Raw genomic sequence first — 26,649 nt, 5'->3', positions numbered from 1 at the left:
ATGTCAGCCCGTAAAGGTGGCCGGTCGATGCGACAGCAGCAGGGCTGCCGCTGTCGCAGGGTACCTAGGCTTGGTTCAGGAACTCGAGGCAGGAACGGTTGAACAACTCGCTGTGTTCCACCTGCACCCAATGCCCACAACGATTTAGCATAATAAAGCGCGCGTCAGGAGCGTTATCGAGCACTTTCATTGCGCCGCCGACCGGGTTGAAGTTGTCGTTGGTGCCCCAGAAACCAAGGATCGGCACCTTCAGCTCATGCAGGCGCTCGGTCATGTTCGGCACCATCATGGTCGAGAACAGGCAGTGCGGCTGGTGCCGGGCAACCGCGACACGCTCGGCCAGCAGGCTGTCGGGCAGCTGCGAGGTGTCGAACAGTTGCAGGCTCATGATCTGGCGCATCTTGTCGATGTCCAACGGACCGGCATTGAACAGTTCGACCATGCGCTGAATGCCGATCTTGGCGAAGTAGGTTTCGCGCTCTTCGACACCGCCGGGTGCCATCAGGATCAGTTTTTCGAGGAGCTGTGGCTGTTCCAGGCCCAGGCCGATGGCGATCGCGCCGCCGAGGGAATTGCCCAGCAGGGTACAGCGTTGTATTTCCAGGGCCTGGAGCAAACCGGAGACGGCGCCGACGAAGAAGTCCAGGTCGTAGTTGATGTTGTCCGGCTTGTCCGAGCGGCCGAAGCCTGGCAGGTCGATCACCAGGTTACGAAAGCCTGCAGCGACGAAGGCGGGGAAGTTACCCTTGAAGTTGCTGTAGCCACTGGCACCCGGGCCACTGCCATGCAACCACACCACGACGGGGCCGCTGCCTTCATCGAGGTAGTGCAGGCGCAGGCCGGTGTCGAGGGTGACGAAATGGCCAATGGGCAACGGTAGGTCTTGTTCTGACATCTTTGAGTCTCCATTCATCAGGCGGTTACTGCAGTTTCAGGGTCGGCAATCGGCGCTGCCGGCTGCATCAGTTGCGCGCGATAGCGCGGCAAGGCCATGCCCAAAAATACCGTCGAGAGCATCAGCATCGAGATCGAGGCGGCCAGGGCGTAGCGCAGGGCCTCAGTGCCCAGTGAGGGGGCGAACAAGTCACTGAGTACACCGATCAACAGCGGGCCAACGCCAACCCCCAGCAGGGTCATGGCCATGACAAAGATCGACGTGGCCTGGGCCAGGCGCGCTGCCGGAAATAAATGGGTTACGGCGCTAAGGCACGGCGTTGCCCACCAGGTGCCGAAGAAGGCGAAGCCTGCATAGAACACGAATGCAGTCGGCACCGGGGTGCTGCCCAGGTGAAACAGCGTGCCGGTCGGCCAGAGGAAGTACGCCAGCGCGAAGGGGATGCTGACCAACGTCGCGAGCAACGGCACGCCAATCTGCCAACCGGGGTCGCGGCGGGCCATGCGGTCGGAAACGATGCCGCAGGCCAGGGTGCCGAAGGTAGCACCAGTGCCACCCACCACACCAACCAGAAAGCCTGCGTCCTGCAGGTTCAATCCGTGGGAACGGATGAGAAAACTCGGGCTCCAGGTACCAATTGCATAGCCGGCAATGGCGCTCGATGCGCCGGTCAGCACCAGCCACAAAAACGATGGGGTTTCCATCAACTTGGCCATGGTCTTGGCCCAGCCTTCCTGGACCACTTCAACCGTGTGCTGTGCTTCGCTCGCCACTTTCGGCGCACGCACCGTGAGCCACAGCACCAGACCGAGCAGGATGCCAGGTACGCCGATGATCAGGAACGCCGAACGCCAGCCGTAGTGCTGGGCAATCCAGCCGCCGAAGCCAAGGCCGAAAATAGCGCCGAAGCTTGAACCGAGCATGAGTATCGACAACGCGGTGGAGCGGTTCTTGGCCGGGTACAGCTGCGAAATCATCGCCACCGACGGCGCCGTTCCGCCTGCTTCACCAACCGCCACCCCGATCCGCGCCATGACCAGCATCCAGAAGCTGGTCGCCAGACCGCAGGCCATGGTCATGACGCTCCAGGCAACGCAGCAGGCAGCGATCACAGGCTTAGGCCCGATGCGGTCGGAGAGCCGCCCGAGAGGGAAGCCGAACAGGGTGTAGAACACCGCGAAGGTGACCCCGGAGAGCATGCCGATACCGGTGTCGGAAATGCCGAACTCGGCTTTCACTGGCTCGATCAGGATCGCCATCAACTGCCGGTCGATGTAATTGAAGATGTAGATCACGGCCAGTACGAACAGTGCGTAATGACTACGCCAGGTAACAGGGATGGATGAATTCACTGCGGGTGCTCCCGGTTTTGTTCTAGTGAGGCGGAGCGTGGACCGGATCGAGGCTGGGCACATCGTCCGTTCAGACCACTCGTTGGTGCGGCGCAAGGCAATCGCTGCTGCTTAGTCTTATCGGACGATGTTGCGCTTCTCTGCAGGGTGAATGATGCGTTCCGTGCTCGATCACCTGGCCGCTCGATGGCGGTGATCGCAATAGCAAAGGCGTGCGGGATAACCACGTTGACCCCTAGCGCCCGGCCGCGTGTTTTATCGGAGAAAAGGATGAACAATTTCAACAACGCAAGCCTGCTGTCCGCTGACGAGCGTGGGGTTGTGCCACGCGAGCAGACGCAGGCCATCCTCGATCGCCGTGCTGAAGCCAGTGCGCGAATCAAGCCGGCAGATCGTTATACCCTGGCCGATCGCCTGGAAGAACAAGCGCAGCGCCATGGCGAGCGGCCCTTCATCATCTACGGTGAGCAGCGCCTGAGTTTCGCCCAGATAAATGCCCAGGCCGATCGCCTGGCGCATGTCTTTCATGCCCGTGGCCTGCGCCCAGGTGATGTCTGTGCACTGGCGATGGAAAACCGCCCGGCGTTTTTCTGCTGTTGGTACGCACTGGCCAAGCTTGGGGTGGTGGTGGGCTTCGTCAATACCCAGCTCAGCGGCCGAACACTGACGCACTCGCTGGAAGCGATCGATGCCAAGGCAATCATTGTTGGTGAAGAGATTCTGGGCAACTTTCTCATCACCGAAAACTTGCCGCCGTTGCCGCTCTGGCTGGTAGAAGATACCGAGCAGCCGTGGTCGGGTGAGGTGCCGGATCAGGTTGATACGCGCTTGAACGAAGCCCTGGCCGCGGCGCCGAGTGCGCCATTTCCGCGCGACCTGCGCGCAGACCTGAGCGCCGAAACGCCCAGCCTGCTGATCTTTACCTCCGGTACCACGGGCCTTCCGAAAGCGGCGCGCTACAGCCATATGCGCTGGATGTCGACCGGCGACATCATGGAAATCACCCTGCAGACGACGGTGCAGGACGTGTTTTATTGCTGCTTGCCGCTGTACCACGGTGCAGCCGCCACGTCGGTAACCTCTACCGCGCTGAAGACGGGTGCGGCGATAGTGGTGCGACGCAAATTCAGTGTTCGCGAGTTCTGGAACGACATCCGCAAGCATCAGGTCACGGTGTTCCAGTACATCGGCGAGATCTGTCGCTACCTGCTCAACCAGCCTGAGGTTGCCGGGGAGCGCGAGCACAGTTTGCGTTGCATGCTCGGTGCCGGGCTGACGCGAGAAACCTGGCAGAACTGGGTCCAGCGCTTCGGGCCGATTCAAGTGTTTGAGGGCTGGGGTTCCACCGAGTCCAATACCAACGTGGTCAACGTCGACAATTATGTGGGCGCCTGCGGTCGTGTGCCGTTCTGGGAGAAGAGCAATCTGCGCCTGGTGCGCTATGACGTTGAAACCGACAGCCATCCACGCGACCAGCACGGTTTTCATCAACTGTGCGAAGTGGGAGAGGTGGGCGAGGCCCTGGGTTTCATCATCAATCATCCCAACATCGGCGGCGGGCGCTTCGAGGGCTACACCTCGGCCGAGGCAACCAATAGCAAAATCCGCCGCAACGTGTTCGTCGACGGCGATTCGTACTGGAGCTCAGGAGACCTGCTGCGCTTCGACGAGGATGGTTACCTCTATTTCATCGACCGCATCGGCGACACCTTCCGCTGGAAGAGCGAGAACGTCTCGACCCTGGAAGTGGCTTGTGCACTGGGTGATTTTGCCGGGCTTGAGCTGATCAATATCTATGGCGTGCAGGTGCCTGGGCAGGAAGGCCGCGCCGGCATGGCGGCGGTACTCATGCAGCCGGGGCAGTCCTTCGACCCGCAAGCGTTTTATGCGCTGACCGAGGCGCGCCTGCCGCGCTATGCCGCGCCGATGTTTGTGCGGGTTTCGGCCGCCGCCGATCTGACCAGTACATTCAAGCTGCGCAAGGTCGACCTGCAGCGCCAGGGTTACGCACCCACTGCATTTAGCGACCCACTGTTCATTCGCGACGAAAGCAGCCGCAGCTATGTTGCCTACAGCACAGAGGTGCTGGAGCGCGTTGGCCTGGCGGCCTTTGCCGGTGATGCCAGTGAGTAGCCTCGACGCGCAGGGACATGAATGGCGCGCCGGACTGCGCTTTCCCTGGCCGCAACCACCCGCCAACGGCGCCGTGCAGGAAGTCGCCGAGGGGCTTTTGTGGCTGCGTATGCCACTGCCATTCGGGCTCGACCACATCAACCTGTACTTGCTGCGCCACGGCGAGGGCTGGGTGGCGGTCGATACCGGGCTGAACAATGCGCAAACCCGTGAAGTCTGGGAAGCGCTGTTTGATACCGCGCTAGCAGGCTTGCCGCTGGTAGCGGTGATCTGTACGCACTTTCACTCCGATCATGTCGGAGTGCTCGGCTGGTTGAGTGACCGCTTTCACTGCCCGGTGTTCATGAGTGCCAGTGAATACCAGGCCATGCATCAGTTGGGCAGGCAGGGCGATGGCAGCAGCGATTGGGCATTCGGCCAACATTATCAGCGCGCAGGTTTCAGCCCCGAGCAAACCCAGGCGCTGTTCCCGATACTCGGGTCAGCGCACTTTCGACCACAGGTGCCGAGCAGTTTTCACCGCTTGAGCGAAGGCACTGAGCTGAACATCGGTGGGCGTCGCTGGCAGATCCGTATCGGCCGTGGCCATTCGCCCGAGCATGCCTGCCTGTACTGCGCCGAAGACGGCCTGCTGATTTCCGGTGACCAGGTACTGCCGCGCATTACCTCAAGCGTCTGCGTCCAGGTCACCGAGCCGGATGCCGACCCACTGCGTGACTGGCTCGACTCGATCCATGACCTGCGCACGGTGCCCGACAGCGTGCTGGTGCTACCGGCGCATGAGCGACCGTTTTTCAATCTGCATGAGCGCCTTGATCAGTTGCATGCCCATCACCAGACGCACCTGCAGCAGTTGCTGGACGCCTGCACCGCGCCGCGCACGGCCATGCAGTTGATGGCGGTGCTGTTTCCAGCGGTGAAAGGGCGCTTCGATGAATTGATGGCCATCGGCGAAACCCTGGCCCATGCCAATTACCTCATCGCTCAAGGGCGGTTGGTACGAGAAGAACTAGCCGGTGTGTTCCGTTACTCGCGCCCGGATGAAGGTGTCATTGCTCGGTCTGCGCTAGGGCAGCTCTGAGCAGGCAGTGGGAAGTAGTGGTGTTCTTGCACATTTGCGCGGCCATCAGGTCGTTTATCGGGAGAGGCAGTGTGACTAATAAAAACAAAAAATATGGTGCTGGCCCAAGGGTATCGGGCTTCGAGTTATCTGGTCTGGTGGTGGCGATTGCGTTGGTGTCTACACCCGCATGGTCCGGTGAAACCATCGAGTTCGACGACGGAACGACGATCGACTGGACCGTAACAACCAGCTACGGCATTGGTGTGCGTTTGTCCGATCCGGACAAGGACCTGCTGACCCTCAACGGTGATGACGGCGACCGCAACTTCGACAAAGGCAGCCTGGTGACCAATCGCATTGGTGCCCTGGCGGAAATGATCGTGCGCAAGGACAACTACGGCGCAGTATTGCGCGCCAGTACGTTCTACGATGACGTTTACCATCGTTCCAACGACAACGATTCACCGGGCACCGTCAACAAGAACGGCGACCACAACGAGTTCACCAGCGATACCAAGTATTACGCCGGTGGCCGCAGCAAGTTCCTCGACGCCTATGTGTTCGGGGGCTGGCGCTTCGAGAACGATTCGATGCTCGACGTCAAGGCCGGGCGCCACATCGAGTCGTGGGGTGAGAGCCTCTTCTACCCAGGGGTCAGTGGCGTGCAAAGCCCGTCCGATGCGGTCAAGGCAGCGCAGCCGGGGGTCGAGGTCAAGGAAGTGCTGTTGCCGGTCGGACAAGTTTCGGCGTCGTATCGACTGAACCCGCAACTGACCTTCGGCGCCTATGTGCAATATGAATGGATGGGCACCGAACTGCCGCCGGTGGGCAGCTACTTGTCTACCAGTGACGTGGTGGGGCCGGGGCGGGAATTCATCCTCGGCGCCAATGGCTCGCGGATCGACTATCGCGGTACCGATGAGCCCCGTGACAGTGGCCAATGGGGCGCGCAGGTTCGCTTTCGCCCGGTGCCAGCCCTGGAGTTGTCACTGTTTCATGTCAATTATCACGACAAGAACCCTGCCACTGCACTGGTGGGCTACCAGGCAGTCCCGGCAGGCCCGGGCGTGTTCTTCGGCGCCCCGGATGGCTACCGCGTTACCTACTTTGAAGACATCAAGCTGACGGGTATCAGCGCCTCGACGAAAATTGGTGAAACCCAGATCGGCGGCGAATGGTCTTACCGCGATGGTGCGCCGGTCATGGTCAACACCGGCCTGGGCCCGACTCCGGCCCGTGGCAAGGGCCAGCAGATGCAGCTTTCGGCCATCCGCATCCTCGGCGATCGTCCGTGGGCGAGCCAGACCTCATTGACCGCCGAAATTGTTCATGTGCGGGTCGACAGCGTCGACGAGGCTTCGGCGGCGCCGAACCTGCAGGCGCTGGGCAACAGCCTGATTGCGCCGATGCGCCCCCTGGTGCAGCCGTCCGATGACTACACCTACAAGACCGCCACGGCCTGGCGCAGCAAGACTGCCAGCGCCTACACCCTGGGCGCATCCTTCAGTTACCCGGGTGTGTTCGAAGGTTGGGACCTGGAAGTACCGGTCAACTTCTCCAACGTGTTCAGCGGCGCCACACCAATGGCCGGGACCATTTCCGGTCTGCAGGGCGACCGCCGTTTGAGCCTTGGCACCACTTTCAAGTACCTGGGCAACCTGGAAGTCGCCCTGCGGGTCACCGGCTACCTGGGTGAAGCGGATCCGGTCAAGCGTTTGCTGGCAGACCGTGACTATGGCACGTTCTCGGTGAAGTACAGCTTCTGATCCCGGTGTCGGCGCCAGGCCTGTATCAGTCCTGGCGCCGGCCGTGGCCTAGTCAAAATGGACGATCACTCGCTGCAGCAGTTGTGGCATGGTCACCACACAACAAAAATCCGAAGCACACAGCTTTCGAGTGGGGGATACATGGGTCTTAAAGGTCATGCGGCGATTGTAGGCGCCGCGCAATACAAGCCGGAAAAGTATGCCACTGCACCGCGCATGTTCCACCTCGAACAAGTCGCCGACCTGGCTGCGCAAGCGCTGCGCGACGCCGGGCTGCGTGCCGAAGACCTCGATGGTCTGGTGATCAACGGCCCGCACTTTCATGAAGCTTCGGTGTTCGTGCCGGCCATGGCCGCCGAGTACCTGGGCTTGACCGTCAATTTTGCCGAAGTGGTCGACCTGGGCGGCTGCACGGCGGTGGGCATGGTCTGGCGCGCCGCTGCCGCCATCGAGCTGGGCTTGTGCCAGGCCGTGCTCTGTGTAATGCCAGCGCGGATGGCGCCGATGGGCCCCGATGAAGACCCCAGCGCAATGATTCGCGCCATGCGTTACGGCGGCCACAGCACCGCCTTTGGTGCTCCGGAGGCAGAGTTCGACCTGCCTTACGGGCACATGGGGCAGAATACCGGCTACGCCATGATCGCCCAGCGCTATGCCGCGCAGTACGGTTACGACCCGATGGCGATGGCCAAGATTGCCGTTGACCAGCGCACCAACGCCCTGGCCAACCCCCAGGCGATGTTCTACGGCCAGCCGTTGACCATCGAGCAGGTATTGGCGAGCAAGCGCGTCGCCGACCCGTTGCATGTACTGGAAATTGTCATGCCGGTGGCCGGTGGTGCGGCACTGATCATTGCCTCCAAGGAAGTCGCTGCGCGTGCCCGTAAACGCCCTGCGTTCATTACCGGTTTTGGCGAACACCTGGCATTCAAATCGCCGTCCTACGCCAAGGACATGATCCACACCCCGGTGGGGCCAGCCTCGCGCCGTGCGTTCGAGATGGCCGGGGTGAAACCGAGCGATGTCGATGCCGCACAAATTTACGACTGCTACACCATTACCGCCTTGCTCACCCTCGAAGACGCCGGCTTCTGCGCCAAGGGCGAGGGCATGCAGTTTGTCCGTGAGCACGACCTGACCTGGCGCGGCGACTTTCCGATGAATACCCACGGTGGCCAGCTCAGCTTCGGCCAGGCCGGTGCGGCCGGGGGCATGTCCCAGGTGATCGAAGCGGTCACGCAGATCAGTGGAGAAGCGGGCGAACGCCAGCTTGAGCGCTGTGATGCGGTTTACGTCTCCGGAACCGGTGGCGTGATGAGTGAGCAAGCTGCATTGATTCTTCAGGGAGCATGACCTGCATGTCGAACAATAAGCCAATGCCGGTGCCGACCGAAATTTCCGCACCGTTCTGGGAAGGCCTCAAGGCCCAGCGCCTGTTGATCCAGCAGTGCAACGCCTGTGAACACTGGGTGTTCTACCCGCGTCGCCACTGCCCAAAATGCCTGGCCCATGACCTGACCTGGCGTGAAGTCAGTGGCGGCGCCAGCCTCTACAGCTTCACCATCGCGCGGATAGCCACGCTCCCGGATTTCGCCGACGAGATGCCGCAGAAGCTGGCGGTGATCGAGCTGGATGAAGGTGTGCGCATCAACACCACGTTGGTGGGCCTGGAGGAGGAGCAGATTCACATCGGTATGCGTTTGCAACCGGTGTTCGCCGAGGTCGATGCGAAGGGTTCACGCTTGCTGCGCTTTACCGGTTTGCAGCAGGACAGCGCCGCACTGCAAACCTGGAGCGGTGCAGCCCAGGCCCCAGCGCCCGAAGCCGCTACGCCAGCACCTTCACGCCAGGTGGCAATGGATGACGAGGCGGCGTTGCAGAGCCTGGTCAGCGAAACCTTCAGTGCCTGGAGCAACGAAGTGGAGGTTGATCAGGAACTGATCGATGCCTTTGCCAAGCTCTCGGGTGACAACTACTGGATTCACACCGATCCTGAGCGCGCGCGCAAGGACAGCCCGTTTGGCGGCACCATTGCCCACGGTGCGCTGGTGCAGGTCCTGCAGTCGCGACTGCAACTGGCGCTGGGCTACGAAATCACCGGCTTTAGCACCATGGTCAACTACGGCTCCGATCGCTTGCGTTTCCCGGCACCCGTGCCTGCCGGTTCGCGTATCCATGCACGGGCCCGGGTCAAGCAGGTGGCGCGGGTCAAGCGCGGCACCCAACTGACCCTGGAAGTGAACACCCACGTGGTTGGCAGTGATCGTCCTTCAGTCATCAATGACCTGGTGATCTTGTACATGTAAGCCGGCAAACAGCGGCCAGGTCGGCAGCCACGCTGCACGCGCTGCCGACCCGCTGCGTGATTGAGTCGCGGTCGGGAATTTCCAAGAAGTGAAGGAGCTGAGATGAGTATCTTGTTCGAGCCGCTGCGCCTGGGTGAACTGCAATTGGCCAACCGTATTGTCATGGCGCCAATGACCCGCAGCCGTGCCAGTGCCGAGGCGCTGCCAGGGGCCGAGATGGTCGACTACTATCGCCAGCGCGCCAGTGCCGGACTGATCATTGCCGAAGGTACTGCGCCGTCGGCCAACGGCCTGGGTTATTGCCGCACCCCGGCCATCTACACCGCTGCACAGATTGCCGGCTGGCGGCGGGTGACCGACGCGGTGCATGAGCGCGGTGGCCGTATCGTCCTGCAATTGATGCACGTGGGACGCGCCGCGAGTCGCTACAACAAGCCCGAAGCGGCGACGACCGTAGCGCCTTCGGCGCTAAGGGCACAGACCCGGCTGTTCAGCGACATTGCCGGTATGGTGGACACCGACGAACCTCAGGCCCTGAGCCTGGAAGGTATTGAGGCGACTATCGGCGAGTACCGCCAGGCGGCGATCAACGCCCGCGAAGCAGGCTTTGACGGCGTCGAGTTGCATTGCACCAGTGGCTACCTGCCCATGCAGTTTATGGCCTCGGGCAGTAACCGGCGTACCGATGCCTATGGCGGGAGTGCTGACAATCGAGTGCGCTTTGCCAAGAACGTACTGCAGGCCATGGCGGGCGCTATCGGCGCCGGTCGGGTTGGCTATCGCCAATGCCCCGGCAACAGCTACAACGACATCGAGGATGCCGATCCGCTGGCTACGGCTACAGCGTTGTGCGCAGCAGTGGCGCCGCTGGGTCTGGCTTACCTGCACATCATGCGCTCGCCGGTGCCTGCCATCGACGCCTTCGCCCTGGCGCGCCAGCACAGCAACAGCGGCGTAATCCTCAATGATGGCTTTGATGGGCCGATGGCGCGGGCAGCGCTTGAAGCAGGCGAGGGCGATGCGGTGTCGTTCGGCCGGCATTTCATTGCCAATCCGGACCTGGTCGAGCGCCTGCAAGCGGGCTTGCCGCTGGCAGGCTTCGACCGTCATACCCTCTATACCCCGGGGGCACGCGGTTATTCGGACTACCCCACCTATCAGGCGGCAAGCCTTGAAGTAGCACCATGAGCATTGAATCGCCACACCCCTGAAGCTACCGCGAGCGTCTGCGCGATACCCACCCATTCGGGTTATGGTCTGCGCCCGCGAATCACCTGATAGTAACGCCATCGGCTCACCCTGAGCAGTCACACGACGGAGTTGCTATGCGCAAGGCACTGAAGGTGATGTGCAGTTTGTTGCTGGCGTCCACCGCCACGGCCACCCTGGCCGCCGAGGTGGATACCGGCAACACACTCAGGTTGTACAACTGGACGGACTACATTGGCGAAACCACCCTGGCCGATTTTGAAAAGGCCACCGGCATCAAGGTGATCTACGACACCTTCGATGGCTACGAAACCGTACAGACCAAATTGCTCACCGGTCGCTCCGGCTATGACCTGGTGATGCTCAATGCCTCGCTCGTGCCGCCTTTGATCAAGGCGGGCGTATTCCAAGCGCTGGACAAGCAGCAACTGCCCAGTTGGCATAACCTCGATGCTCAGGTGGTGCAGAACCTCCAGGATTACGACCCCGACCTCAAGTACTCGGCGCCCTACACCTGGGGCAGCTCTGGAGTGACCTACAACGTCGACAAAATCAAGGCGCGCATGCCGGATGCGCCGATTGGCTCGCTGGCGATGTTGTTTGATCCCAAGATCGTCTCACGCTTCGCCGATTGCGGGGTAACGCTGATGGATGCACCGACCGAGGTGATTCCGCTGGCGCTCAAATACCTGGGTAAGGACCCGCGCAGCGCGGCGCCCGCCGATCTCAAGGCGGCCGAGAAACTGTTGCTGGACATCCGCCCCTACATCAAGAAATTCGACTCGGTGAATTACCTCACCAGCCTGCCCAACGGCGATGTGTGCATGGCCCTGACCTGGTCGGGCGACTACGCTACCGCCCAGGCTCGCGCCGCAGAGGCGAAAAAGGACATCCAGCTGGCGTTCTTCATTCCCAAGGAAGGCTCACTGATCTGGTTCGACAACCTTTACCTGCCCAAGGATGCGCCGCACACCGCCAACGCCCACCGCTTCATCGAATTCCTGCTGCAGCCGCAGAACATGGCGAAGGTTACCAACTACATCCACTACGCCAACAGTAACGCCGCGGCCACCGAGCAGGTGCTGGCAGACATACGCGACAACCCGGCGATCTACCCCGATGCCAGTACCCGCGAACGGCTGTTTGCGCAAAAAACCCAGGAACCCCGGGATATGCGCGCGATCACTCGCGTGTGGAGCACGGTCAAGACCGGCTTCTGAGTAAGCGCTCTCTTATTACCTACGCCAAGGAACTGACCATGGCCACGCCAACGAACGCAGTTGCACCTGTTTTTGCCCAAGACCCGCTGGTGGAGGCCGACAAGGCCCACTATATGCACGGCTACCATGTGTTCGACGAGCACCGTGAGCAGGGTGCGCTGAACATCGTTGCGGGGGAGGGTGCCTATATTCGCGACACCGACGGCAACCGCTTTCTGGATGCCGTCGGCGGCATGTGGTGCACCAACATTGGCCTGGGCCGCGAAGAAATGGCCCTGGCCATTGCCGATCAGGTACGCAAGCTGGCGTACTCCAACCCGTTTTCCGATATGGCCAACCCGGTTGCCATTGAACTGTGCGAAAAGCTGGCGCAACTGGCGCCGGGTGATCTGGATCACGTCTTTCTGACCACGGGTGGTTCGACGGCGGTCGACACCGCGTACCGCCTGATCCAGTACTACCAGAACTGCCGGGGCAAAGCGGACAAAAAACACGTCATCGCCCGCTACAACGCCTATCACGGCTCTACCACCTTGACCATGTCGATCGGCAACAAGGCGGCCGACCGGGTGCCGGAGTTCGATTACGCCAACGAACTGATCCATCATGTGTCCAATCCCAACCCGTACCGGGCGCCGGACGATATGGACGAAGGCGAATTTCTCGACTTCCTGGTGGCCGAATTCGAAGACAAGATCCTCTCGCTGGGCGCCGACAATGTCGCGGCATTCTTTGCCGAGCCGATCATGGGTTCAGGCGGTGTGATCATCCCGCCGAAGGACTATTTCCTGCGGATGTGGCAGGTGTGCCAGACCTACGACATCCTCTTCGTCGCCGATGAAGTGGTAACGTCATTTGGTCGCCTGGGTACCTTCTTTGCCAGTGAAGAATTGTTCGGCGTGCAGCCAGACATCATCACCACTGCCAAGGGCCTGACCTCGGCTTATCTGCCGCTGGGGGCGTGTATTTTCTCCGAGCGGATCTGGAAGGTGATTGCCGAACCGGGCAAGGGCCGTTGTTTCACCCACGGCTTTACCTACAGTGGTCACCCGGTGTGCTGCACGGCGGCACTGAAAAACATCGAGATCATCGAGCGCGAGAAGCTGCTCGATCACGTCAAGGATGTGGGGGGGTACCTTGAACAGCGCCTGCAAAGCTTGCGTGAACTGCCGCTAGTGGGTGATGTGCGCTGCATGAAGTTGATGGCATGCGTAGAGTTTGTCGCCGACAAGCGCAGCAAGGCATTGTTTGCCGATGCGGTGAACATCGGTGAGCGTATCCATCGCCGCGCCCAGGCCAAGGGCCTGTTGGTACGCCCGATCATGCACCTGAACGTGATGTCACCGCCGCTGATCATTACTCATGCGCAGGTCGACGAAATCGTCGAGACCTTGCGCCAATGCATCGTCGAGACCGCCCACGAGCTCCGCCGCGAAGGCTTGTACAGCGGCACATGAGGGTCAGGCTTGACGCCATTGCCCAGGTGCAGGCTCGTGGCCCAGCAGGTAGACTGCGGGGCATGAGCCATGCACCCCTGGAAACTCCCGTCTGCCTGTCCCTGGGCGCCTTGCAGCAATGGCATGCGGCGCTGCAGAACGCCTGCGCCCATATTGAAACCGCCGGGGCCCTTGAGCACCTGGCGGCGGCCATCAGTCAATTGGTGGCGGTTGAATCGATGATGGTCAGTCTGGAATGCCAGGGCCAGGCGCCACAATTGCTGTATCAGCACGGGATTCCCGAACAGCACCGCGACGCCATCCTCAATCGCTATTTCGCTGCCGGCTACCTGCTCGATCCATTCTGCCTGGCCGTGGAGAGCGGGCTGGCCCAAGGCTTCTATCACCTGGAAGACATCGCACCGGACCACTTTTTCGACAGCGACTACTACAAAACCTACTACCTGGGCACCGGCTGCAGTGAAGACAGCTATTTCATTGCCGATGTCGGCGCTGCGCGCAAGATTTCCCTGAGTCTGTTCCAGGGCTGCAGCGGCTCGCGCCTGGCCCCGGAGCAGGTCAATCTGTTGCGTGCGGTCGAACCGATGATTCGCGACCTGCTGGCCCGCTTTGCCCGGCACAGCATGGTACAAACGTCTGCTGATACCGAGCACAACAGCATTCAGGCAGCCTTTGACAGTTTCGGCTGCCAGGTGCTGACGGATCGTGAGCGCGAAGTTGCCCACATGATTCTGCGCGGTCACTCGGTGAAATCCACGGCAAGCGAACTCGGTATTTCCCCTGAGACCGTGCGCATGCACCGCAAGAACCTCTACCTCAAGCTTGAAATAAATTCGCAGTCCGAGCTGTTTGCGCTGTTTATCGATTGGCTTGGACACCGCTGAGCCGCGCGCCCTGCCGCAGGCCCGCGGCTACAACCTGCAGATTACCCTGTCGCGCTGGCGCGCGTAATCTACGGCATGGACGATCACGCGCGGTTGAATCTTGGCTGGCGTGCGCTTCCGTCAGCCTGCGGCCTTGACCGCCAGCACATTGCACAACGTGTGATCGAGCACGTGCTCGGTGGTGCTGCCGGTCAGGCGTTCGAGCAGTTTGCGAGGATGATTGCCCATCACCAGCACGTCGGTACGGCTATGGGCGACAAACTCGGCAATGCTGCGGGTGATCGGCGCAGAGAGAAAATGCTGGCGCTCCACGGGTACCCCATGGCGTTCAGCAAGGCGTTCGAAAACCTTGTGAATGGATGTGCGCACGTTGCTGTCGAAGCCCGGCACGGTCACAGTACCGGCACCAAAGTCGGACAGGTGGGTATGGGCGCTATCGCACACATGCAGCAAGTGCAGTTCGGCATTGCATTGACGTGCCAGGTCACTGGCGGCCTGAATGACAGTTTCGTTGAGGTCGTTGTGCGGGTGTTCCGGATGGGTCGGGTCGACGGCTGCCACCACCACACGGGGCAGGGGACAATGCACTGCCGAAACCAGATGCACCGGGCAGTTGCACTCGCGTAGCAATTGCCAATCCAGCGGTGTGAACAACAGGTGTTTGTACGCCGGTTCATGCTGCACATCCTTGATCAGCAGGTCCGCTTCGACTTCTTGCACCTGGGCCAATGCAGCGCCCAGCACGTCGCGGGTCAGCAGCGCTTCGGTGCTGACACGGATGCCGTTTTCATGCAGCAAGGTGGCTTCGTCGGCAAGCCACTGCAGGTTGTCCTCCAGGCGGGTCTGGTTGCGGTGTTCGTCGCCGCTGATCAGGCCAAGGGTGTCGAGCTCTTCGATGATGGCACAGATATGCAGCGTGGCCCCGGTCGCGTGTGCCAGGGCGGCAGCACGCTCCAGTGCGGGCGTGTGGCGCATCTGGGCGTCGACCATCAGGAACAGACGTTGGTACTGGCTCATGATGCACCTCCGGTGGCGTTGTGTTGCCAGACCCCGAGCTTGAGTTTAGCCCATTGCCCACAACGCCCCCGTAAGCCTTGCCAATGCCACCTGACCGTTGGTCACTCAGCCACGGCGGTCCAGCCAGACGGTCTGGGCATTGCAGAACTCGCGAACACCGAAGTGCGAAAGCTCACGGCCAAAACCACTCTTCTTGATCCCGCCGAACGTAACCCGCGGATCGGAAGCACAGACGCCGTTGATGAACACGGCGCCGGTGTCCAGTGCTTCTGTCAGTTGTGCTGCCAGCTCCAGGTCCTGAGTGTAAATGGTCGATGCCAGGCCGAACTCGCTGTCGTTTGCCAGCGCCAGGGCATGGCGGGCGTCACGGGCGGTGATGATCGAGGCTACTGGCCCGAACAGTTCCTGGCGGAACGAGGTCATTTGGTCGGTTACATCGGTCAGTACGGTCGGGGCGTAGAAGTTGCCAGCGCCGTCGACCTTATGGCCACCGAGCAGCAGGGTAGCGCCTTCGGCCAGGGTAGCCTGGACCTGCTCGTCCAGTTCGTCACGCAGATCGAAGCGCGCCATTGGGCCCAGGTAGGTCTGCTCCGACAGCGGGTCACCCATGACTAGCTTGCGTGTGGCTTCGAGGAATTTTTCAGTGAAGGCTTCGACCACACCCTGTTCAACGATCAGGCGCTTGGCAGCGGCGCAAACCTGCCCGGTGTTGGCGTAGCGGCCGATCACGGCGGCCCTGACCGCTTCATCAAGGTTGGCGTCGTTGAGGACGATGAACGGGTCGCTGCCGCCCAGTTCCAGTACACATTTTTTCAACGCCGCCCCGGCCTGGGCGCCGATGGCCATGCCGGCGCGCACGCTGCCGGTCAAGGTGACGGCAGCGATGCGCGGATCCTTGATGGCCTGGGAAACACCTTCGGGGGTGACGTTGATGACTTCAAACACACCGTCTGGCAGACCGGATTGTTTGATGACATCGAGCAGCAGGTAGGCGCTGCCCATCACATTCGGGGCGTGCTTGAGTACGTAGGTGTTGCCGGCGATGAGCGCTGGTACTGCGCCACGCAGCACCTGCCAGACCGGGAAGTTCCACGGCATTACCGCCAGAATCGGGCCCAGTGGCCGGTATTCGATGCGTGCCTGGCCGTTGTCCACCAGGGTCGATTCGGCGTTGAGCATGGCCGGACCTTGTGCTGCGTACCACTCGCACAGTTGCGCGCATTTCTCCACTTCGCCTCGGGCCTGGGCCAGCGGCTTGCCCATTTCCAGGGTGATCATTTTCGCCATGGCTTCGGCGTTGTCGCGGATTGCAGTGGCGAGCGCCAGCACCCGCTGCGCACGTTCGGCCACCGGGGTACGGCGCCATTGGCTGAAGCCGCCCGCGGCACGGTTCAGTGCGGCGTCGAGGTCTGCTTCGCAGGCGTAGGGATAGTGACCGATGGCTTCACCATTGGCGGGATTGATCGACACGGCATGGGTATGGCTGGAGAACACGGTCATGGCACTGTCCTGCAAGAAATAGGGAACACTGCCAGCGTAGAGCGCTAGGCATGTTTTGAAAACTGAATAATAATGAGTCTTTCGTTCACGATTGGAGAATGATGTGGACCTGGTACAGCTGGAAATTTTCAAAGCCGTGGCCGAGCACGGCAGCATCAGCGTCGCCGCCCAGCACATTCACCGGGTACCGTCGAACTTGACCACGCGTATCAAACAATTGGAGAGCGATCTTGGCGTCGAGTTGTTTATCCGCGAAAAAAGCCGGCTGCGCCTGTCGCCAGCGGGCTGGACCTTTCTTGATTACACCTGGCGCATCCTCACCCTGGTGGAAGAGGCGCGCATGACCGTGGCAGGCGAGGAGCCTCGCGGGCCGTTTTCCCTCGGTTCGCTCGAAAGCACGGCGGCGGTGCGTATTCCGGCATTGCTGGCCGCCTACAACCAGCAATACAGCAAGGTTGAGCTGGATCTTTCCACCGGGCCTTCCGGGGCGATGATTGACGGTGTGGTGTCCGGGCGCCTGGTGGCGGCTTTCGTCGACGGTCCGGTGCTGCATCCAGCGCTGGATGGGGTGCCGGTGTTCGAGGAAGAAATGGTGCTGATTGCGCCGCTCAACCATGGTCCGATCAAGCGTGCCCAGAACGTCAACGGCGAGAACATCTACGCCTTTCGCTCCAACTGCTCCTATCGCCATCATTTTGAGCGTTGGTTCAATACCGACGAGGCAATGCCGGGCAAGATCTTCGAGATCGAGTCGTACCACGGGATGCTCGCCTGCGTCAGCGCGGGTGCGGGCCTGGCGCTGATGCCGCGGAGCATGCTGGAGAGCATGCCGGGCTGCGCCACGGTCAGTGTCTGGCCGTTGTCCGAGGAATTTCGTTACCTCAATACCTGGCTGGTATGGCGACGCGGCACGGTGTCCCAGAGCCTGTCGAGCTTCGTCGCGCTGCTTGAATCACGGCGGCGTAAAAGCGGCGAAGATAACGGTGAATTTCGCGGTAAAAAAGCAATGATTGATTAGACTCTAACTAGCACTTTCGCTTTATTGCGTTTCGGAGCAGCCATGCTTGATTACTTTGCATTAGGTGTGTTGATTTTTGCTGGGTTGGTGTTGTTCTACGGCATTATCGTCCTTCATGACATTCCTTACGAAATCGCTGTTCATCGCAATCATCCGCATCAGGATGCCATTCATGCGACCGGGTGGGTCAGTCTGTTCACGTTGCATGCGCTTTGGCCGTTCCTGTGGATCTGGGCCATGCTCTACCGTGAGGATCGCGGTTGGGGGCTAGGCGCCGGCAACCAATCCCCGGCGGCCGACCTGCAGCGCCAGTTGCTGGAGTTGCAGCAGCGCGTGGCACATCTGGAGGCAAACCAGGCACAGACTGGCAATACCTCGATTGAAACCGGCGGGGGTAACTAGCCTATGGACCTGTTACTTATCCTCACCTACGCCGCCATATGCGTTGCCATCTTCAAACTGTTTCGCATTCCCCTGAACAAATGGACCGTGCCTACTGCAGTGCTCGGCGGCGTATTGATTGTCGGTGCGCTGATTTTCACCATGAACTACAACCATCCTTATTCAGAGGTGGCGCGGTCTTATTTTGTGTCGGTGCCGGTGGTACCGGTGGTCACCGGCAAAGTGATCGAGGTACCGGTAAAAGGTAACGAAGTGCTGGCCAAGGGTGATGTGTTGTTTCGCATCGACCCGGCGCCGTTCCAGTACCGGCTCAAGTCGCTCAAGGCCCAGCATTTGGCCGCCAAGGGTGATTTGTCGCGGATGAGCGAGTTGATCAAGCGCAACTTTGGCACGCGCCGTGAGCTGGAGGCTGCGATTGCTCGGGTTGATGACTTGCAGGCGCAGATCGACAATGCTCAGTTCGAGCTGGATAATACGGTGGTGCGGGCACCGAGCAAGGGCTTTGTGACGCATGTGTCGTTGCGCCCGGGGATGATGGCGACCCGGCTGCCGTTGCGGCCGTCGATGGTGTTCATTCCTCAGGAGGGGCAGTATTTCGCCGCCTGGATGCGGCAGAACAGTTTGTTGCGTCTGGTCGCGGGTGATGAGGCGGAGGTCGCCTTCGATGGTATTCCTGGCAAGGTGTTCAAGGGTCAGGTGACGAATGTGATTACGGTGATTGCCGAGGGTCAGGTGCAGCCTTCGGGGACGTTGATCGGTTATACCGGGTCGCCGCCTGCCGGGCGGGTGCCGGTGATTATCGAGATTACTGATCCGGCGTTTGCGCCGTACAGGGATCAGATGCCCGGCGGGGCTTATGGGCAGGCGGCGATCTACAGTAAGCATTTCGAGCATATTGGGACGATGCGCAAGATTCTTTTGCGGATGGCGGCTTGGATGAACTATATCTTTCCGTTCCATTGATAGGCGGGTTGTGGGAGCCCTCCGGTGGGGGGCTTTTGGTCGATAAGGCGCAAAGCATGCTTGCGCCAGTGAGAGTTGGCTTGGTTTTTGCGATGAGGCTCTTTGATTCGGTGCTGATCCATTTGCAAGGGTGGCGCTGAGTCACCTTTGCGCCCTTACGGCGCCTTACTTTGGCAGTCGCCCCAAAGTAAGCAAAGGGCTCGCCCCTCCAGGGGCCCTACGCTGCGCTTCGGGTCCCCTCGCTACGGTGTCGCTACAGGGCATTGCGATCTACGCGTTGCAAGCAACACTACGATTCGCAACTTCGGCTGGGGCCGAAGGCGCTGCGCGCTAGCCCTTTCGCAACACCTTCACTCGGCCCTTCTGGTTAACGGGGCAGGTAGATCAAGATCAAGATCAAGATCAAAAGCAGTTCGAGATCGAGATCGAAGGCAACGCCCGCGTTTAGCTTTGTTTTTCCTCGATGGGTGTAGGCTCGCTCAGCGGCTGGGCAACCCAGCTCATGAACAGTTCATAGCCCACTGCCAGTAATACCGGGCCTATGAATAGGCCGATGATGCCGTTGGTGAGCATGCCGCCCAAGGCGCCGATGAGGACCACCGGCATGGGCACGGCTACGCCCCGGCCCAATAGCAGGGGTTTGAGGACGTTGTCGGAGAGGCCGGCGAGGATGGTCCAGATGGCGAAGAGGACGGTGCTGACGCCGACGCCATCGTGGGCGAAGACGTAGATGACCACCGGCAGGGTGATCAGCAAAGTTGGCAGTTGGGTAATACCCAGCAGCAGTACCAGTAAGGCCAGTACCCCCGCTGCAGGTACGCCCATGACAACCAGGCCGACGCCCACCAACAGCATTTGAATAAAGGCGATGCCGACCACGCCTTGGGCGACGGCGCGGATGGTGGCGGTGCACAGCGCTGCCAGTTGCGGGCCGCGCTGTGGGCCGGAGATGCGCGTGGCGATGGCGACGCCGGTGCGATGGCCCGTTTCGCCCTTGGCCATTATTATTCCGCCAACGATCAGGGCCAGTACAAATACCAGGATTCCCGAGCCGACCCCGGCCAGTTGCGTCAGTACTGTTTTGCTCACGCCTTTGAGGTGCGGGGCTACCTGTGACAACGCCCAACTCAGGTCGCCGCTGGCATGCTCCCAGATGCGGTAGAGCGGCGCGCCGATCAGCGGCCAGTCACGGACGTTCAAGGGCGGTGGCGGTATTTCGATGACCTGGTCTTCGAAGCCCTGGATGCCCAGCCTGACCGACTCGGCCACCGAGGTGCCGAGCAGGCTCAAGGGGCCGATCAGGCACGCCAGGCCGATAATCACCAGAACAGTCGCCGCCCAGCCGGGGCGGTTGCCAAGGATGCTGGCCAGGCGCTGGTTCAAGGGGTAGAGGGTGATCGCCAGGATTACCGCCCAGAGCATCAGGCTCAGGAATGGCTTGAAGATCTCGAAGCAGAACATCACCAGTACCGCAATCAATCCTGCTCTGATCAGAACATCCAGCAGTTCTCTGCCGTTTCCAAACTGTATCGGGCGTTGCTCAGTCATGGCAGCTTCCTTGTGTAGGCGATGTTAGCGTACGGACGGACAGCGGTTGGCGCCGCCGCTGGCAGCCTGGCTTACCAGTTCGGTAAAGCGTTTGATGTTCTGTTGGTGGGCAACTACCAGGTCTTCGATGCTGGCCCCGGCCGGGGTCTGGATGACGCTGCGACAGTTGAGCGCGCTGGCTTCGCTGCCCCCTGCTGCGCGCAGGCGCCAGCGCGCATCGAACAGCGCGTACTGGCCCGGTACCGAGTCAAAACGCTGCACATCCACGCGCAACCCCAGGCGTGGCTGGTTGCTACCGGTGAACTGGTTGGTCAGGGCGTTTTGCAACTCGTCGGCTAGGCTTGCGCCCCACCATTCGGTCTCAAGGATTGCCAGGCTGCTGTTGCTCTGGCGCACCACCACTTGTGGCCGGTCGACCTGTGGCGGCACGCTGATGCGCTCTAACTGGATGTCGGCGTTGCTGGCCGATGCAGGTTGTTGCGGGGTCAGGGTGTGGTAGTGAATGGGGTCGCTGCGACAGGCAGACAGCAGCACAATCAGACCCAGCACTGCGAATTTTGTGGCGTTCGCCATGATCGGTGCTCCTGCGTCAGTTGCTGGATGAGGGTTTCAAGTGGTCAGCCGGGGCATCCTTGGGTCTGCCGCGCAGCAAGGACTCGGGGTTGCGCCCCAGGTAATCAGCCAGCTCGCGCATCGAGCGCGACATACGGCCCAGTTCATCGAGGGTCTGGGTCAGTTGTTCGCGCTGCGGCGAGTCGTCGGCCAAGGTCGAGTTGGCCGACTGCAGGGTTTTGCTGACCTCCTGCAAGGTGCCCTGGACCCCTGGCAAGGTACGCGAGTTGAACTGCGCAAGGCCCTTGCGCAATTCCACCAGGTTGGCGTCGAGGTTGTTGGCGATACGCTCGATGGGCAGGCGGTTGATACGTTCGACCATGGCCTGGAACTGCTCCTGAAGCTGCTCAAGACTGCCCGGCACCGTAGGGATGGTGATTGGCCGCGCCGTCGGGTCGAACGCCACTTTCGCAGCCTTGGGGTCGAAATCCAGGGCGATATACAACTGCCCGGTGAGCAGGTTGCCGCTACGCGCCTGGGCGCGCAGGCCGTTCTCGACAAAGGTACCCAGCACCTGCGCGGCGGCTTTTTCATCATCAGGGTCATGATGCAGCGCCTTGAGCAGTTTGGTGTGCGCTCTTCCCAGGCGTTGCGGATAAATCACGATACCGACGTTGACCGGAAAGGAGCGCTGCTCGACATCAAAGTCCAGGTTCACCGAGACCACTCGGCCAATCTCTACACCGAGGAACTCCACCGGCGCACCCACTCTCAAGCCGCGCAGGGCCTGGTCGAAACGCAGGACCAAGTATTGCGGTTTACCGTTGGGTGGGGCGAGCGCGGTCTTTTCGTCTTCGAACAGTTCGAACACCTTGTCTTCGGCGGCTACCTGGTCTTCGGGGTTGTACTGCGGGGCACGGAAGGCGATCCCGCCCACCAGCAGCGACGACAGCGACTCCGTACGTACCGCAAAACCGTTGGCGCCAGCTTCGACATCGATGCCACTGGCGTTCCAGAAGCGGGTGTTGTCAGTAATGAATGTATCGTTGGGGGAGTGGACGAAAACTTCGATATCGACGCCTTTGCCGTCCTTGGACAGTTCATAGGCCACCACCTGGCCTACGGGAATCTTGCGGTAGTACACCGGTGAGCCCACCCCCAGCGAGCCCAGGTCGTCGGTATGCAGGGTAAAACGCTTGCCAGGCTCGCCGTAGGTAATCGGCGGTGGCATCTCCAGGCCCTTGAATGCCTTGGCGCGGGTGCTGGACTGGCCGAAGTCGGCACCAATGAAATCGCCGGAAAACAGCGTGTCGATCCCGGAAACGCCGCCGGCACCAATGCGTGGGCGCACCACCCAGAACTTGGAGTCTTCGCGGGTGAAGTTGTCAGCCTGCTTGACCAGACTGACGGTGGCGGTAACGCTTTTTTGATCCTGACTCAGCTCCACCGTGGTGACATGACCAATAACCACGTTGCGGTACTTGACCTCGGTCTTGTTGGCGGTCAGCCCTTCGCCGGTCTTGAAGGTAATGTGAATAGTCGGCCCTTGCTGCAGCCAATTGTGAACGACCAATGAAACACCGATCAACACAGCAATGATCGGCACGATCCATACCAGCGACACACTGAAGCGTCGGGTCTTAACCGTCGATGAGCCTGGCACTGGCGGCTCCTCAGTGACTGCTGACTTCATCCGTGTGCTCCTCAGGTTGGCGGCTTTCCCAGATCATTCGGGGATCGAAACTCATGGCGGCGAGCATGGTGAACACCACCACGAGGCCGAAAAACAGAATGCCCGGGCGCGGTTCTATGTCGCCCAACGCCTGGAATTTCACCAGCGCTGCAACCAGCGCCACGACGATAACGTCGAGCATTGACCAGTAACCGATCAACTCGACGAAGCGATAAAGCTTGGAGCGCTCTTTCTGCGCCCAATTGCTGCCGCGTTGCACGGTTATCAGCAGCAAGCCGAGGGCGACGAACTTGGTCGCCGGCACGGCGATACTGGCGATAAAAATGATCAGGGCGATATCCCAGGCACCATGGGACCAGAATTCGATAACCCCGCTCATGATGGTGCTGTCCTCACCACTGCCGAGCATTTTGGTGTTCATCACCGGTAGCAGGTTGGCGGGTACATAGAACACCAGCGCCGCGATCAGGTACGCCCAGGTGCGGGTCAGCGAATTAGGCTTGCGCGCATGTACCGGCGCGCCGCAGCGCTCGCAGTGGTGCGCAGAGCGACCCGTATCGCAGGCCTTGCCGCAGGCGTGGCACAGCACCAGCTTCAGTTCGCAGGCGAGCGGCGGGCGGCTCATGGCAGGGTGTCCCACAGTTCGCGGATGTCACGGCCGGCAATGCGGATCATGAACAGGCTCAGCGCCGCCAGCGCAATCAGGCCGATACCGGGAAGCACATCGAGCAACCCGGCCAGCTTGAAGACCGCGACCAACGCACCCAACAGACAGACCTCGAGCATGCTCCATGGGCGCAGGGTTTCCAGCCAGCGCATGCACAGGTGAAAGGCCGGCGAGCGTTGCCCGGCCATGGCAAAGCACAGCACCCAGATCAGCAGCAGCAACTGGAACATGGGCGCGATGATGATCGAGATGGCCGCCACCAGGGCAATAAAGGTAATGGGGCCGGTGGCCAGGGCGCGCACCGAATCCCACAGCGTCGCACTGTTGGAAAAACCCTGCAGGCTGATACTCATCACCGGGTAGAAGTTGGCCAGCACCCACAGCACCCCGGCGGTGACGCTCAAGGCCAGACGCTGTTGCAGGGTCAGGCCGTTATAGCGCTGCAGGACCGCGCCGCAACGCAGGCACAAGGCCTTCTGGTGCTTGCCGAGGGGGACCTTGTGATAAACGCAATCGCAATGTTCGCAGATGATCAGGTGATCGGTATCGAGCATAGTGCGCGCTCAGGCTACGGGCGGGGACAAGCTCAATATAGTCGGCGTATGCGCAAGGTCGCGGTTTTTTGCGCAATCAGCCACTTTGAAAGTGGGCATTGAGGAAAACGCTGGTGTGGGCGCCATGCCTGTCAATGCGCAAGAGTACAAATGTACTCCAATCGAAAACAACACATACGGTAACGATTGAGGGGGCGGGGTAAATTTCACAAGGCTAAGCTTTTCCTTTGGCCCAGCCATTAGCCAGGAAGCCCGCCATGCCCAGCCGTCGTGATTTTCTAGCCGCCAGTGCCACGCTTGCCGTGGGCCTGAGTTGCCTGGGGCTGTCGGGCCCAGGTTTTGCCAGCAGCCATCTGATGCTGACGCGCAAGGTCCCCGCCAGTGGCGAGGCGCTGGCGGTGATTGGAGCGGGTACCTCCGGCAGTTTCGAAGTCGAGGCGGATTCGGCGCAGTACCAGCAGCTCAAGCAGGTTCTGAAGGTGTTTTTCGACGGCGGTGGCCAGGTTATCGATACCTCGCCCAACTACGGTGGCGCCGATGCAGTGCTGGGCCAGTTGCTTGAGGAAGGTGGCTGGCGCGGCCAAACCTTTCTGGCCACCAAGATCGCCGCAGACAGCCGCGCTGCGGCCGAGGCGCAGTGGGCCGCCACCTTGCGAAACCTGCGCACCGACAAGGTCGATCTGCTGCAAATCCACAACCTGCGCGACTGGCAGCGCCAGCTGCCATATGCCCGTGAGTTGAAGGCGCAGGGCCTCACCCGCTATGTGGGTGTAACCCATTATGTAGACAGTGGCCTGGATGCACTTGAAGGCATCCTGCGCAACGAGCAGCTGGATTTCATTCAGATTCACTATTCGGTCAATTCCCCGGCGGCTGCCCGTACCGTGCTGCCACTGGCGCAGGACAAAGGCGTAGCAGTATTGATCAATCGCGCCTTCGATGACGGCCGACTGTTTGCCAAGGTCAAGGGCCAGGCGTTGCCGGCCTGGGCGGCGGAGGCAGGCATTGGCAGTTGGGCGCAGCTGTTTCTCAAATTTGCCATCAGCCATCCGGCGGTGACGGCAGTGATTCCGGCCACCGGTCGTCCAGACCGCCAACTCGATCAGCTCAAGGCCGGTAGCGGCCCTTTACTGAGTGACGCACAGCGCAAGCAACTGATCGAACAGTTCGGCTGAACGCCATGGTCGTATCGAAAACGGGCCTGTTCAATGTGCGCAAAGGCGAAGGCCCCCTCGTAGTTGCCGGGTTGAGCCTGTTTTTCCTGTTGTTTGTCGGTTATTTCATGCTGCGCCCGGTGCGCGAAACCATGGGGGTGGCCGGTGGCGTGGAGAATCTGCAGTGGCTGTTTACCGGCACTTTTGTACTGACCCTGATCGCCTTGCCGCTGTTTGGCTGGCTGGCCACGAACGTGCAGCGGCGCCGCATCCTGCCCTGGACCTACGGTTTTTTGGCCAGCAATCTGCTGGTGTTTGCCGCGCTGTTTGCCCATTTGCCAGACAACCTGTGGAGTGCGCGGGCGTTCTACATCTGGTTGTCGATGTTCAATCTGCTGAGTATTTCCCTGGCCTGGAGTGTGCTGGCCGATGTCTTGTCCAGCGAGCAGGCCAAGCGTTTGTTCGGCCTGTTGGCGGGCGGCGCCAGTGTTGGCGGGTTGGTGGGGCCGTTGCTGGGTACAGTGCTGGTCGCGGTCATCGGCCACAGCGGGCTGGTAGTGCTGGCCACTGCCTGCCTACTGGGGTGCATAATCGCTGCGGCCTATCTACACCAGTACCGCGACCGCCATCCGCTGCCTGCTGACACCCAATTGCCGCGCTCCCGGCCGCTTGGCGGCAATCCCTTCGCCGGTGCCAGTGAAGTGTTGCGTTCGCCGTACTTGTTGGCGATTGCGTTGTTCGTGGTGTTGCTGGCGAGCGTCAGCACCTTCCTTTACTTCGAGCAGGCACGCCTGGTAGCTGAGCAGTTCACCAGCCGAACCGAACAGACACAGGTATTTGGCCTGATCGACAGCGCCGTGCAATTCTTGTCGATCCTTACCCAGGTGTTTGTTACCGGGCACCTGGCACGCAAGCTGGGGGTGGGCATTTTGCTGGTCGCAGTACCGCTGCTAATGGTCGTCGGCTTCCTCTGGTTGGCGATGGCGCCGTTGTTTGCGGTGTTCGTGGTGGTGATGGTGGTGCGGCGGGTAGGGGAATATGCGCTGGTCAGGCCCGGGCGGGAAATGCTCTATACCGTGGTGGCGCCGGAGCACAAGTACAAGGCCAAGAACTTCACCGATACCGTGGTCTATCGCGGTGGCGATGCGCTGAGCGGCTGGGTCAAGCGAGGGCTGGACTTGCTCGGCGAACATCCCGGGTTGGCGATGCTTATCGGCGCAGGGATCGCGTTGATCTGGGCACTTACCGGCGGGTGGCTTGGACGTGAGCAGCGCCGACGCGACACTGAGCAATAGA

General features: G+C 60.9%; 23 protein-coding genes. 14 read left to right on the top strand and 9 right to left on the bottom strand.

The window, feature by feature from the left end; genetic code table 11:
• Positions 1–64: 64 nt before the first annotated feature.
• Together H8F21_RS03320 and H8F21_RS03315 are read right to left on the bottom strand one after the other, a co-directional pair.
• Positions 65–895, bottom strand: a complete 831-nt coding sequence (locus H8F21_RS03320; protein WP_203584047.1) for an alpha/beta fold hydrolase — start codon at positions 893–895, stop codon at positions 65–67.
• A gap of 17 nt (positions 896–912) precedes the next feature.
• Positions 913–2,247, bottom strand: coding sequence for a spinster family MFS transporter (locus tag H8F21_RS03315; protein ID WP_203584046.1), 1,335 nt, complete (start codon positions 2,245–2,247; stop codon positions 913–915).
• 270 nt (positions 2,248–2,517) lie between these two features.
• Here H8F21_RS03315 and H8F21_RS03310 point away from each other — a divergent pair, with 270 nt between their 5' ends.
• The 9 genes from H8F21_RS03310 (at position 2,518) to H8F21_RS03270 (ending at position 14,285) form a co-directional block, all read left to right on the top strand.
• Positions 2,518–4,380: a long-chain-acyl-CoA synthetase gene (locus H8F21_RS03310; protein ID WP_203584045.1), complete on the top strand. Its 1,863-nt coding sequence runs from the start codon at positions 2,518–2,520 to the stop codon at positions 4,378–4,380.
• Positions 4,373–5,461 carry an MBL fold metallo-hydrolase gene (locus H8F21_RS03305; protein ID WP_203584044.1) on the top strand — a complete coding sequence of 363 codons (1,089 nt, stop codon included), beginning with the start codon at positions 4,373–4,375 and terminating at the stop codon, positions 5,459–5,461. Before H8F21_RS03310 ends, H8F21_RS03305 begins: the two co-directional genes overlap by 8 nt.
• 71 nt (positions 5,462–5,532) lie before the next feature.
• Positions 5,533–7,209, top strand: coding sequence for a DUF1302 domain-containing protein (locus H8F21_RS03300; RefSeq protein WP_203584043.1), 1,677 nt, complete (start codon positions 5,533–5,535; stop codon positions 7,207–7,209).
• Between the two features lie 141 nt (positions 7,210–7,350).
• On the top strand, positions 7,351–8,562 hold the full coding sequence (locus tag H8F21_RS03295) for a thiolase family protein (RefSeq protein ID WP_203584042.1): 1,212 nt from the start codon (positions 7,351–7,353) through the stop codon (positions 8,560–8,562).
• A gap of 5 nt (positions 8,563–8,567) precedes the next feature.
• Entirely contained in the window at positions 8,568–9,515 is a 948-nt protein-coding gene (locus tag H8F21_RS03290; RefSeq protein ID WP_203481377.1) for a bifunctional OB-fold nucleic acid binding domain-containing protein/MaoC family dehydratase, read from the top strand.
• Positions 9,516–9,617: 102 nt separating this feature from the next.
• Positions 9,618–10,703, top strand: coding sequence for an alkene reductase (locus H8F21_RS03285; protein ID WP_203584041.1), 1,086 nt, complete (start codon positions 9,618–9,620; stop codon positions 10,701–10,703).
• Positions 10,704–10,840: 137 nt separating this feature from the next.
• Complete coding sequence (locus H8F21_RS03280; protein WP_203584040.1) at positions 10,841–11,944, top strand: polyamine ABC transporter substrate-binding protein; 1,104 nt, start codon at positions 10,841–10,843, stop codon at positions 11,942–11,944.
• 38 nt (positions 11,945–11,982) lie between these two features.
• Positions 11,983–13,401: an aminotransferase gene (locus H8F21_RS03275; protein ID WP_203584039.1), complete on the top strand. Its 1,419-nt coding sequence runs from the start codon at positions 11,983–11,985 to the stop codon at positions 13,399–13,401.
• Between the two features lie 62 nt (positions 13,402–13,463).
• Entirely contained in the window at positions 13,464–14,285 is an 822-nt protein-coding gene (locus H8F21_RS03270) for a helix-turn-helix transcriptional regulator (RefSeq protein WP_203584038.1), read from the top strand.
• A gap of 120 nt (positions 14,286–14,405) precedes the next feature.
• Here H8F21_RS03270 and H8F21_RS03265 read toward each other — a convergent pair whose 3' ends face one another.
• Together H8F21_RS03265 and H8F21_RS03260 are read right to left on the bottom strand one after the other, a co-directional pair.
• Positions 14,406–15,302 (bottom strand): universal stress protein, encoded by an 897-nt coding sequence (locus H8F21_RS03265; protein ID WP_203584037.1) that lies wholly within the window; start codon positions 15,300–15,302, stop codon positions 14,406–14,408.
• A gap of 105 nt (positions 15,303–15,407) precedes the next feature.
• Positions 15,408–16,802 (bottom strand): aldehyde dehydrogenase family protein, encoded by a 1,395-nt coding sequence (locus H8F21_RS03260; protein ID WP_203584036.1) that lies wholly within the window; start codon positions 16,800–16,802, stop codon positions 15,408–15,410.
• Between the two features lie 103 nt (positions 16,803–16,905).
• Here H8F21_RS03260 and ptrR point away from each other — a divergent pair, with 103 nt between their 5' ends.
• Genes ptrR through H8F21_RS03245 form a run of 3 tightly spaced genes read left to right on the top strand, consistent with a single transcriptional unit; the run spans position 16,906 to position 19,185 of the window.
• On the top strand, positions 16,906–17,820 hold the full coding sequence (ptrR, locus tag H8F21_RS03255) for a putrescine utilization regulator PtrR (protein ID WP_203481392.1): 915 nt from the start codon (positions 16,906–16,908) through the stop codon (positions 17,818–17,820).
• Positions 17,821–17,862: 42 nt separating this feature from the next.
• Positions 17,863–18,222: a DUF3302 domain-containing protein gene (locus H8F21_RS03250; RefSeq protein WP_203481394.1), complete on the top strand. Its 360-nt coding sequence runs from the start codon at positions 17,863–17,865 to the stop codon at positions 18,220–18,222.
• Positions 18,223–18,225: 3 nt separating this feature from the next.
• Positions 18,226–19,185 carry an HlyD family secretion protein gene (locus H8F21_RS03245; protein WP_203584035.1) on the top strand — a complete coding sequence of 320 codons (960 nt, stop codon included), beginning with the start codon at positions 18,226–18,228 and terminating at the stop codon, positions 19,183–19,185.
• Positions 19,186–19,629: 444 nt separating this feature from the next.
• Here the strand turns inward: H8F21_RS03245 and H8F21_RS03240 are convergent, their stop codons facing one another.
• The 5 genes from H8F21_RS03240 to H8F21_RS03220 are packed head-to-tail and all read right to left on the bottom strand — an operon-like array spanning position 19,630 to position 24,199.
• Complete coding sequence (locus H8F21_RS03240; RefSeq protein WP_203481398.1) at positions 19,630–20,733, bottom strand: AI-2E family transporter; 1,104 nt, start codon at positions 20,731–20,733, stop codon at positions 19,630–19,632.
• Between the two features lie 24 nt (positions 20,734–20,757).
• Entirely contained in the window at positions 20,758–21,306 is a 549-nt protein-coding gene (locus tag H8F21_RS03235) for a PqiC family protein (RefSeq protein WP_203584034.1), read from the bottom strand.
• A 16-nt stretch (positions 21,307–21,322) separates the two neighbouring features.
• Positions 21,323–22,978 (bottom strand): PqiB family protein, encoded by a 1,656-nt coding sequence (locus tag H8F21_RS03230; protein ID WP_203584033.1) that lies wholly within the window; start codon positions 22,976–22,978, stop codon positions 21,323–21,325.
• A complete protein-coding gene (locus H8F21_RS03225) occupies positions 22,959–23,603 on the bottom strand; it encodes a paraquat-inducible protein A (protein ID WP_203584032.1) in 645 nt (214 codons plus the stop codon). Before H8F21_RS03225 ends, H8F21_RS03230 begins: the two co-directional genes overlap by 20 nt.
• Positions 23,600–24,199, bottom strand: a complete 600-nt coding sequence (locus tag H8F21_RS03220; protein ID WP_203584031.1) for a paraquat-inducible protein A — start codon at positions 24,197–24,199, stop codon at positions 23,600–23,602. Before H8F21_RS03220 ends, H8F21_RS03225 begins: the two co-directional genes overlap by 4 nt.
• Before the next feature lie 257 nt (positions 24,200–24,456).
• Here H8F21_RS03220 and H8F21_RS03215 point away from each other — a divergent pair, with 257 nt between their 5' ends.
• Together H8F21_RS03215 and H8F21_RS03210 are read left to right on the top strand one after the other, a co-directional pair.
• Positions 24,457–25,374 (top strand): aldo/keto reductase, encoded by a 918-nt coding sequence (locus H8F21_RS03215; protein ID WP_203481402.1) that lies wholly within the window; start codon positions 24,457–24,459, stop codon positions 25,372–25,374.
• Positions 25,375–25,379: 5 nt separating this feature from the next.
• Positions 25,380–26,648, top strand: a complete 1,269-nt coding sequence (locus tag H8F21_RS03210; protein ID WP_203584030.1) for an NTP/NDP exchange transporter — start codon at positions 25,380–25,382, stop codon at positions 26,646–26,648.
• Position 26,649: the final 1 nt, after the last annotated feature.

This window comes from Pseudomonas arcuscaelestis, from assembly GCF_016881005.1.
In the GTDB taxonomy this organism is placed as follows: Bacteria; Pseudomonadota; Gammaproteobacteria; order Pseudomonadales; family Pseudomonadaceae; genus Aquipseudomonas; species Aquipseudomonas arcuscaelestis.
This window is presented reverse-complemented; position numbering and strand designations above follow the sequence as displayed.

What these genes read in the sequence shown, in the direction of transcription:
- H8F21_RS03320 (WP_203584047.1), bottom strand. Translation starts at nt 895, where the DNA reads ATGTCAGAACAAGACCTACCGTTGCCCATTGGCCATTTCGTCACCCTC.
- H8F21_RS03310 (WP_203584045.1), top strand. Translation starts at nt 2,518, where the DNA reads ATGAACAATTTCAACAACGCAAGCCTGCTGTCCGCTGACGAGCGTGGG.
- H8F21_RS03295 (WP_203584042.1), top strand. Translation starts at nt 7,351, where the DNA reads ATGGGTCTTAAAGGTCATGCGGCGATTGTAGGCGCCGCGCAATACAAG.
- H8F21_RS03290 (WP_203481377.1), top strand. Translation starts at nt 8,568, where the DNA reads ATGTCGAACAATAAGCCAATGCCGGTGCCGACCGAAATTTCCGCACCG.
- H8F21_RS03285 (WP_203584041.1), top strand. Translation starts at nt 9,618, where the DNA reads ATGAGTATCTTGTTCGAGCCGCTGCGCCTGGGTGAACTGCAATTGGCC.
- H8F21_RS03280 (WP_203584040.1), top strand. Translation starts at nt 10,841, where the DNA reads ATGCGCAAGGCACTGAAGGTGATGTGCAGTTTGTTGCTGGCGTCCACC.
- H8F21_RS03275 (WP_203584039.1), top strand. Translation starts at nt 11,983, where the DNA reads ATGGCCACGCCAACGAACGCAGTTGCACCTGTTTTTGCCCAAGACCCG.
- H8F21_RS03270 (WP_203584038.1), top strand. Translation starts at nt 13,464, where the DNA reads ATGAGCCATGCACCCCTGGAAACTCCCGTCTGCCTGTCCCTGGGCGCC.
- H8F21_RS03265 (WP_203584037.1), bottom strand. Translation starts at nt 15,302, where the DNA reads ATGAGCCAGTACCAACGTCTGTTCCTGATGGTCGACGCCCAGATGCGC.
- H8F21_RS03260 (WP_203584036.1), bottom strand. Translation starts at nt 16,802, where the DNA reads ATGACCGTGTTCTCCAGCCATACCCATGCCGTGTCGATCAATCCCGCC.
- H8F21_RS03250 (WP_203481394.1), top strand. Translation starts at nt 17,863, where the DNA reads ATGCTTGATTACTTTGCATTAGGTGTGTTGATTTTTGCTGGGTTGGTG.
- H8F21_RS03245 (WP_203584035.1), top strand. Translation starts at nt 18,226, where the DNA reads ATGGACCTGTTACTTATCCTCACCTACGCCGCCATATGCGTTGCCATC.
- H8F21_RS03240 (WP_203481398.1), bottom strand. Translation starts at nt 20,733, where the DNA reads ATGACTGAGCAACGCCCGATACAGTTTGGAAACGGCAGAGAACTGCTG.
- H8F21_RS03235 (WP_203584034.1), bottom strand. Translation starts at nt 21,306, where the DNA reads ATGGCGAACGCCACAAAATTCGCAGTGCTGGGTCTGATTGTGCTGCTG.
- H8F21_RS03230 (WP_203584033.1), bottom strand. Translation starts at nt 22,978, where the DNA reads ATGAAGTCAGCAGTCACTGAGGAGCCGCCAGTGCCAGGCTCATCGACG.
- H8F21_RS03225 (WP_203584032.1), bottom strand. Translation starts at nt 23,603, where the DNA reads ATGAGCCGCCCGCCGCTCGCCTGCGAACTGAAGCTGGTGCTGTGCCAC.
- H8F21_RS03220 (WP_203584031.1), bottom strand. Translation starts at nt 24,199, where the DNA reads ATGCTCGATACCGATCACCTGATCATCTGCGAACATTGCGATTGCGTT.
- H8F21_RS03215 (WP_203481402.1), top strand. Translation starts at nt 24,457, where the DNA reads ATGCCCAGCCGTCGTGATTTTCTAGCCGCCAGTGCCACGCTTGCCGTG.
- H8F21_RS03210 (WP_203584030.1), top strand. Translation starts at nt 25,380, where the DNA reads ATGGTCGTATCGAAAACGGGCCTGTTCAATGTGCGCAAAGGCGAAGGC.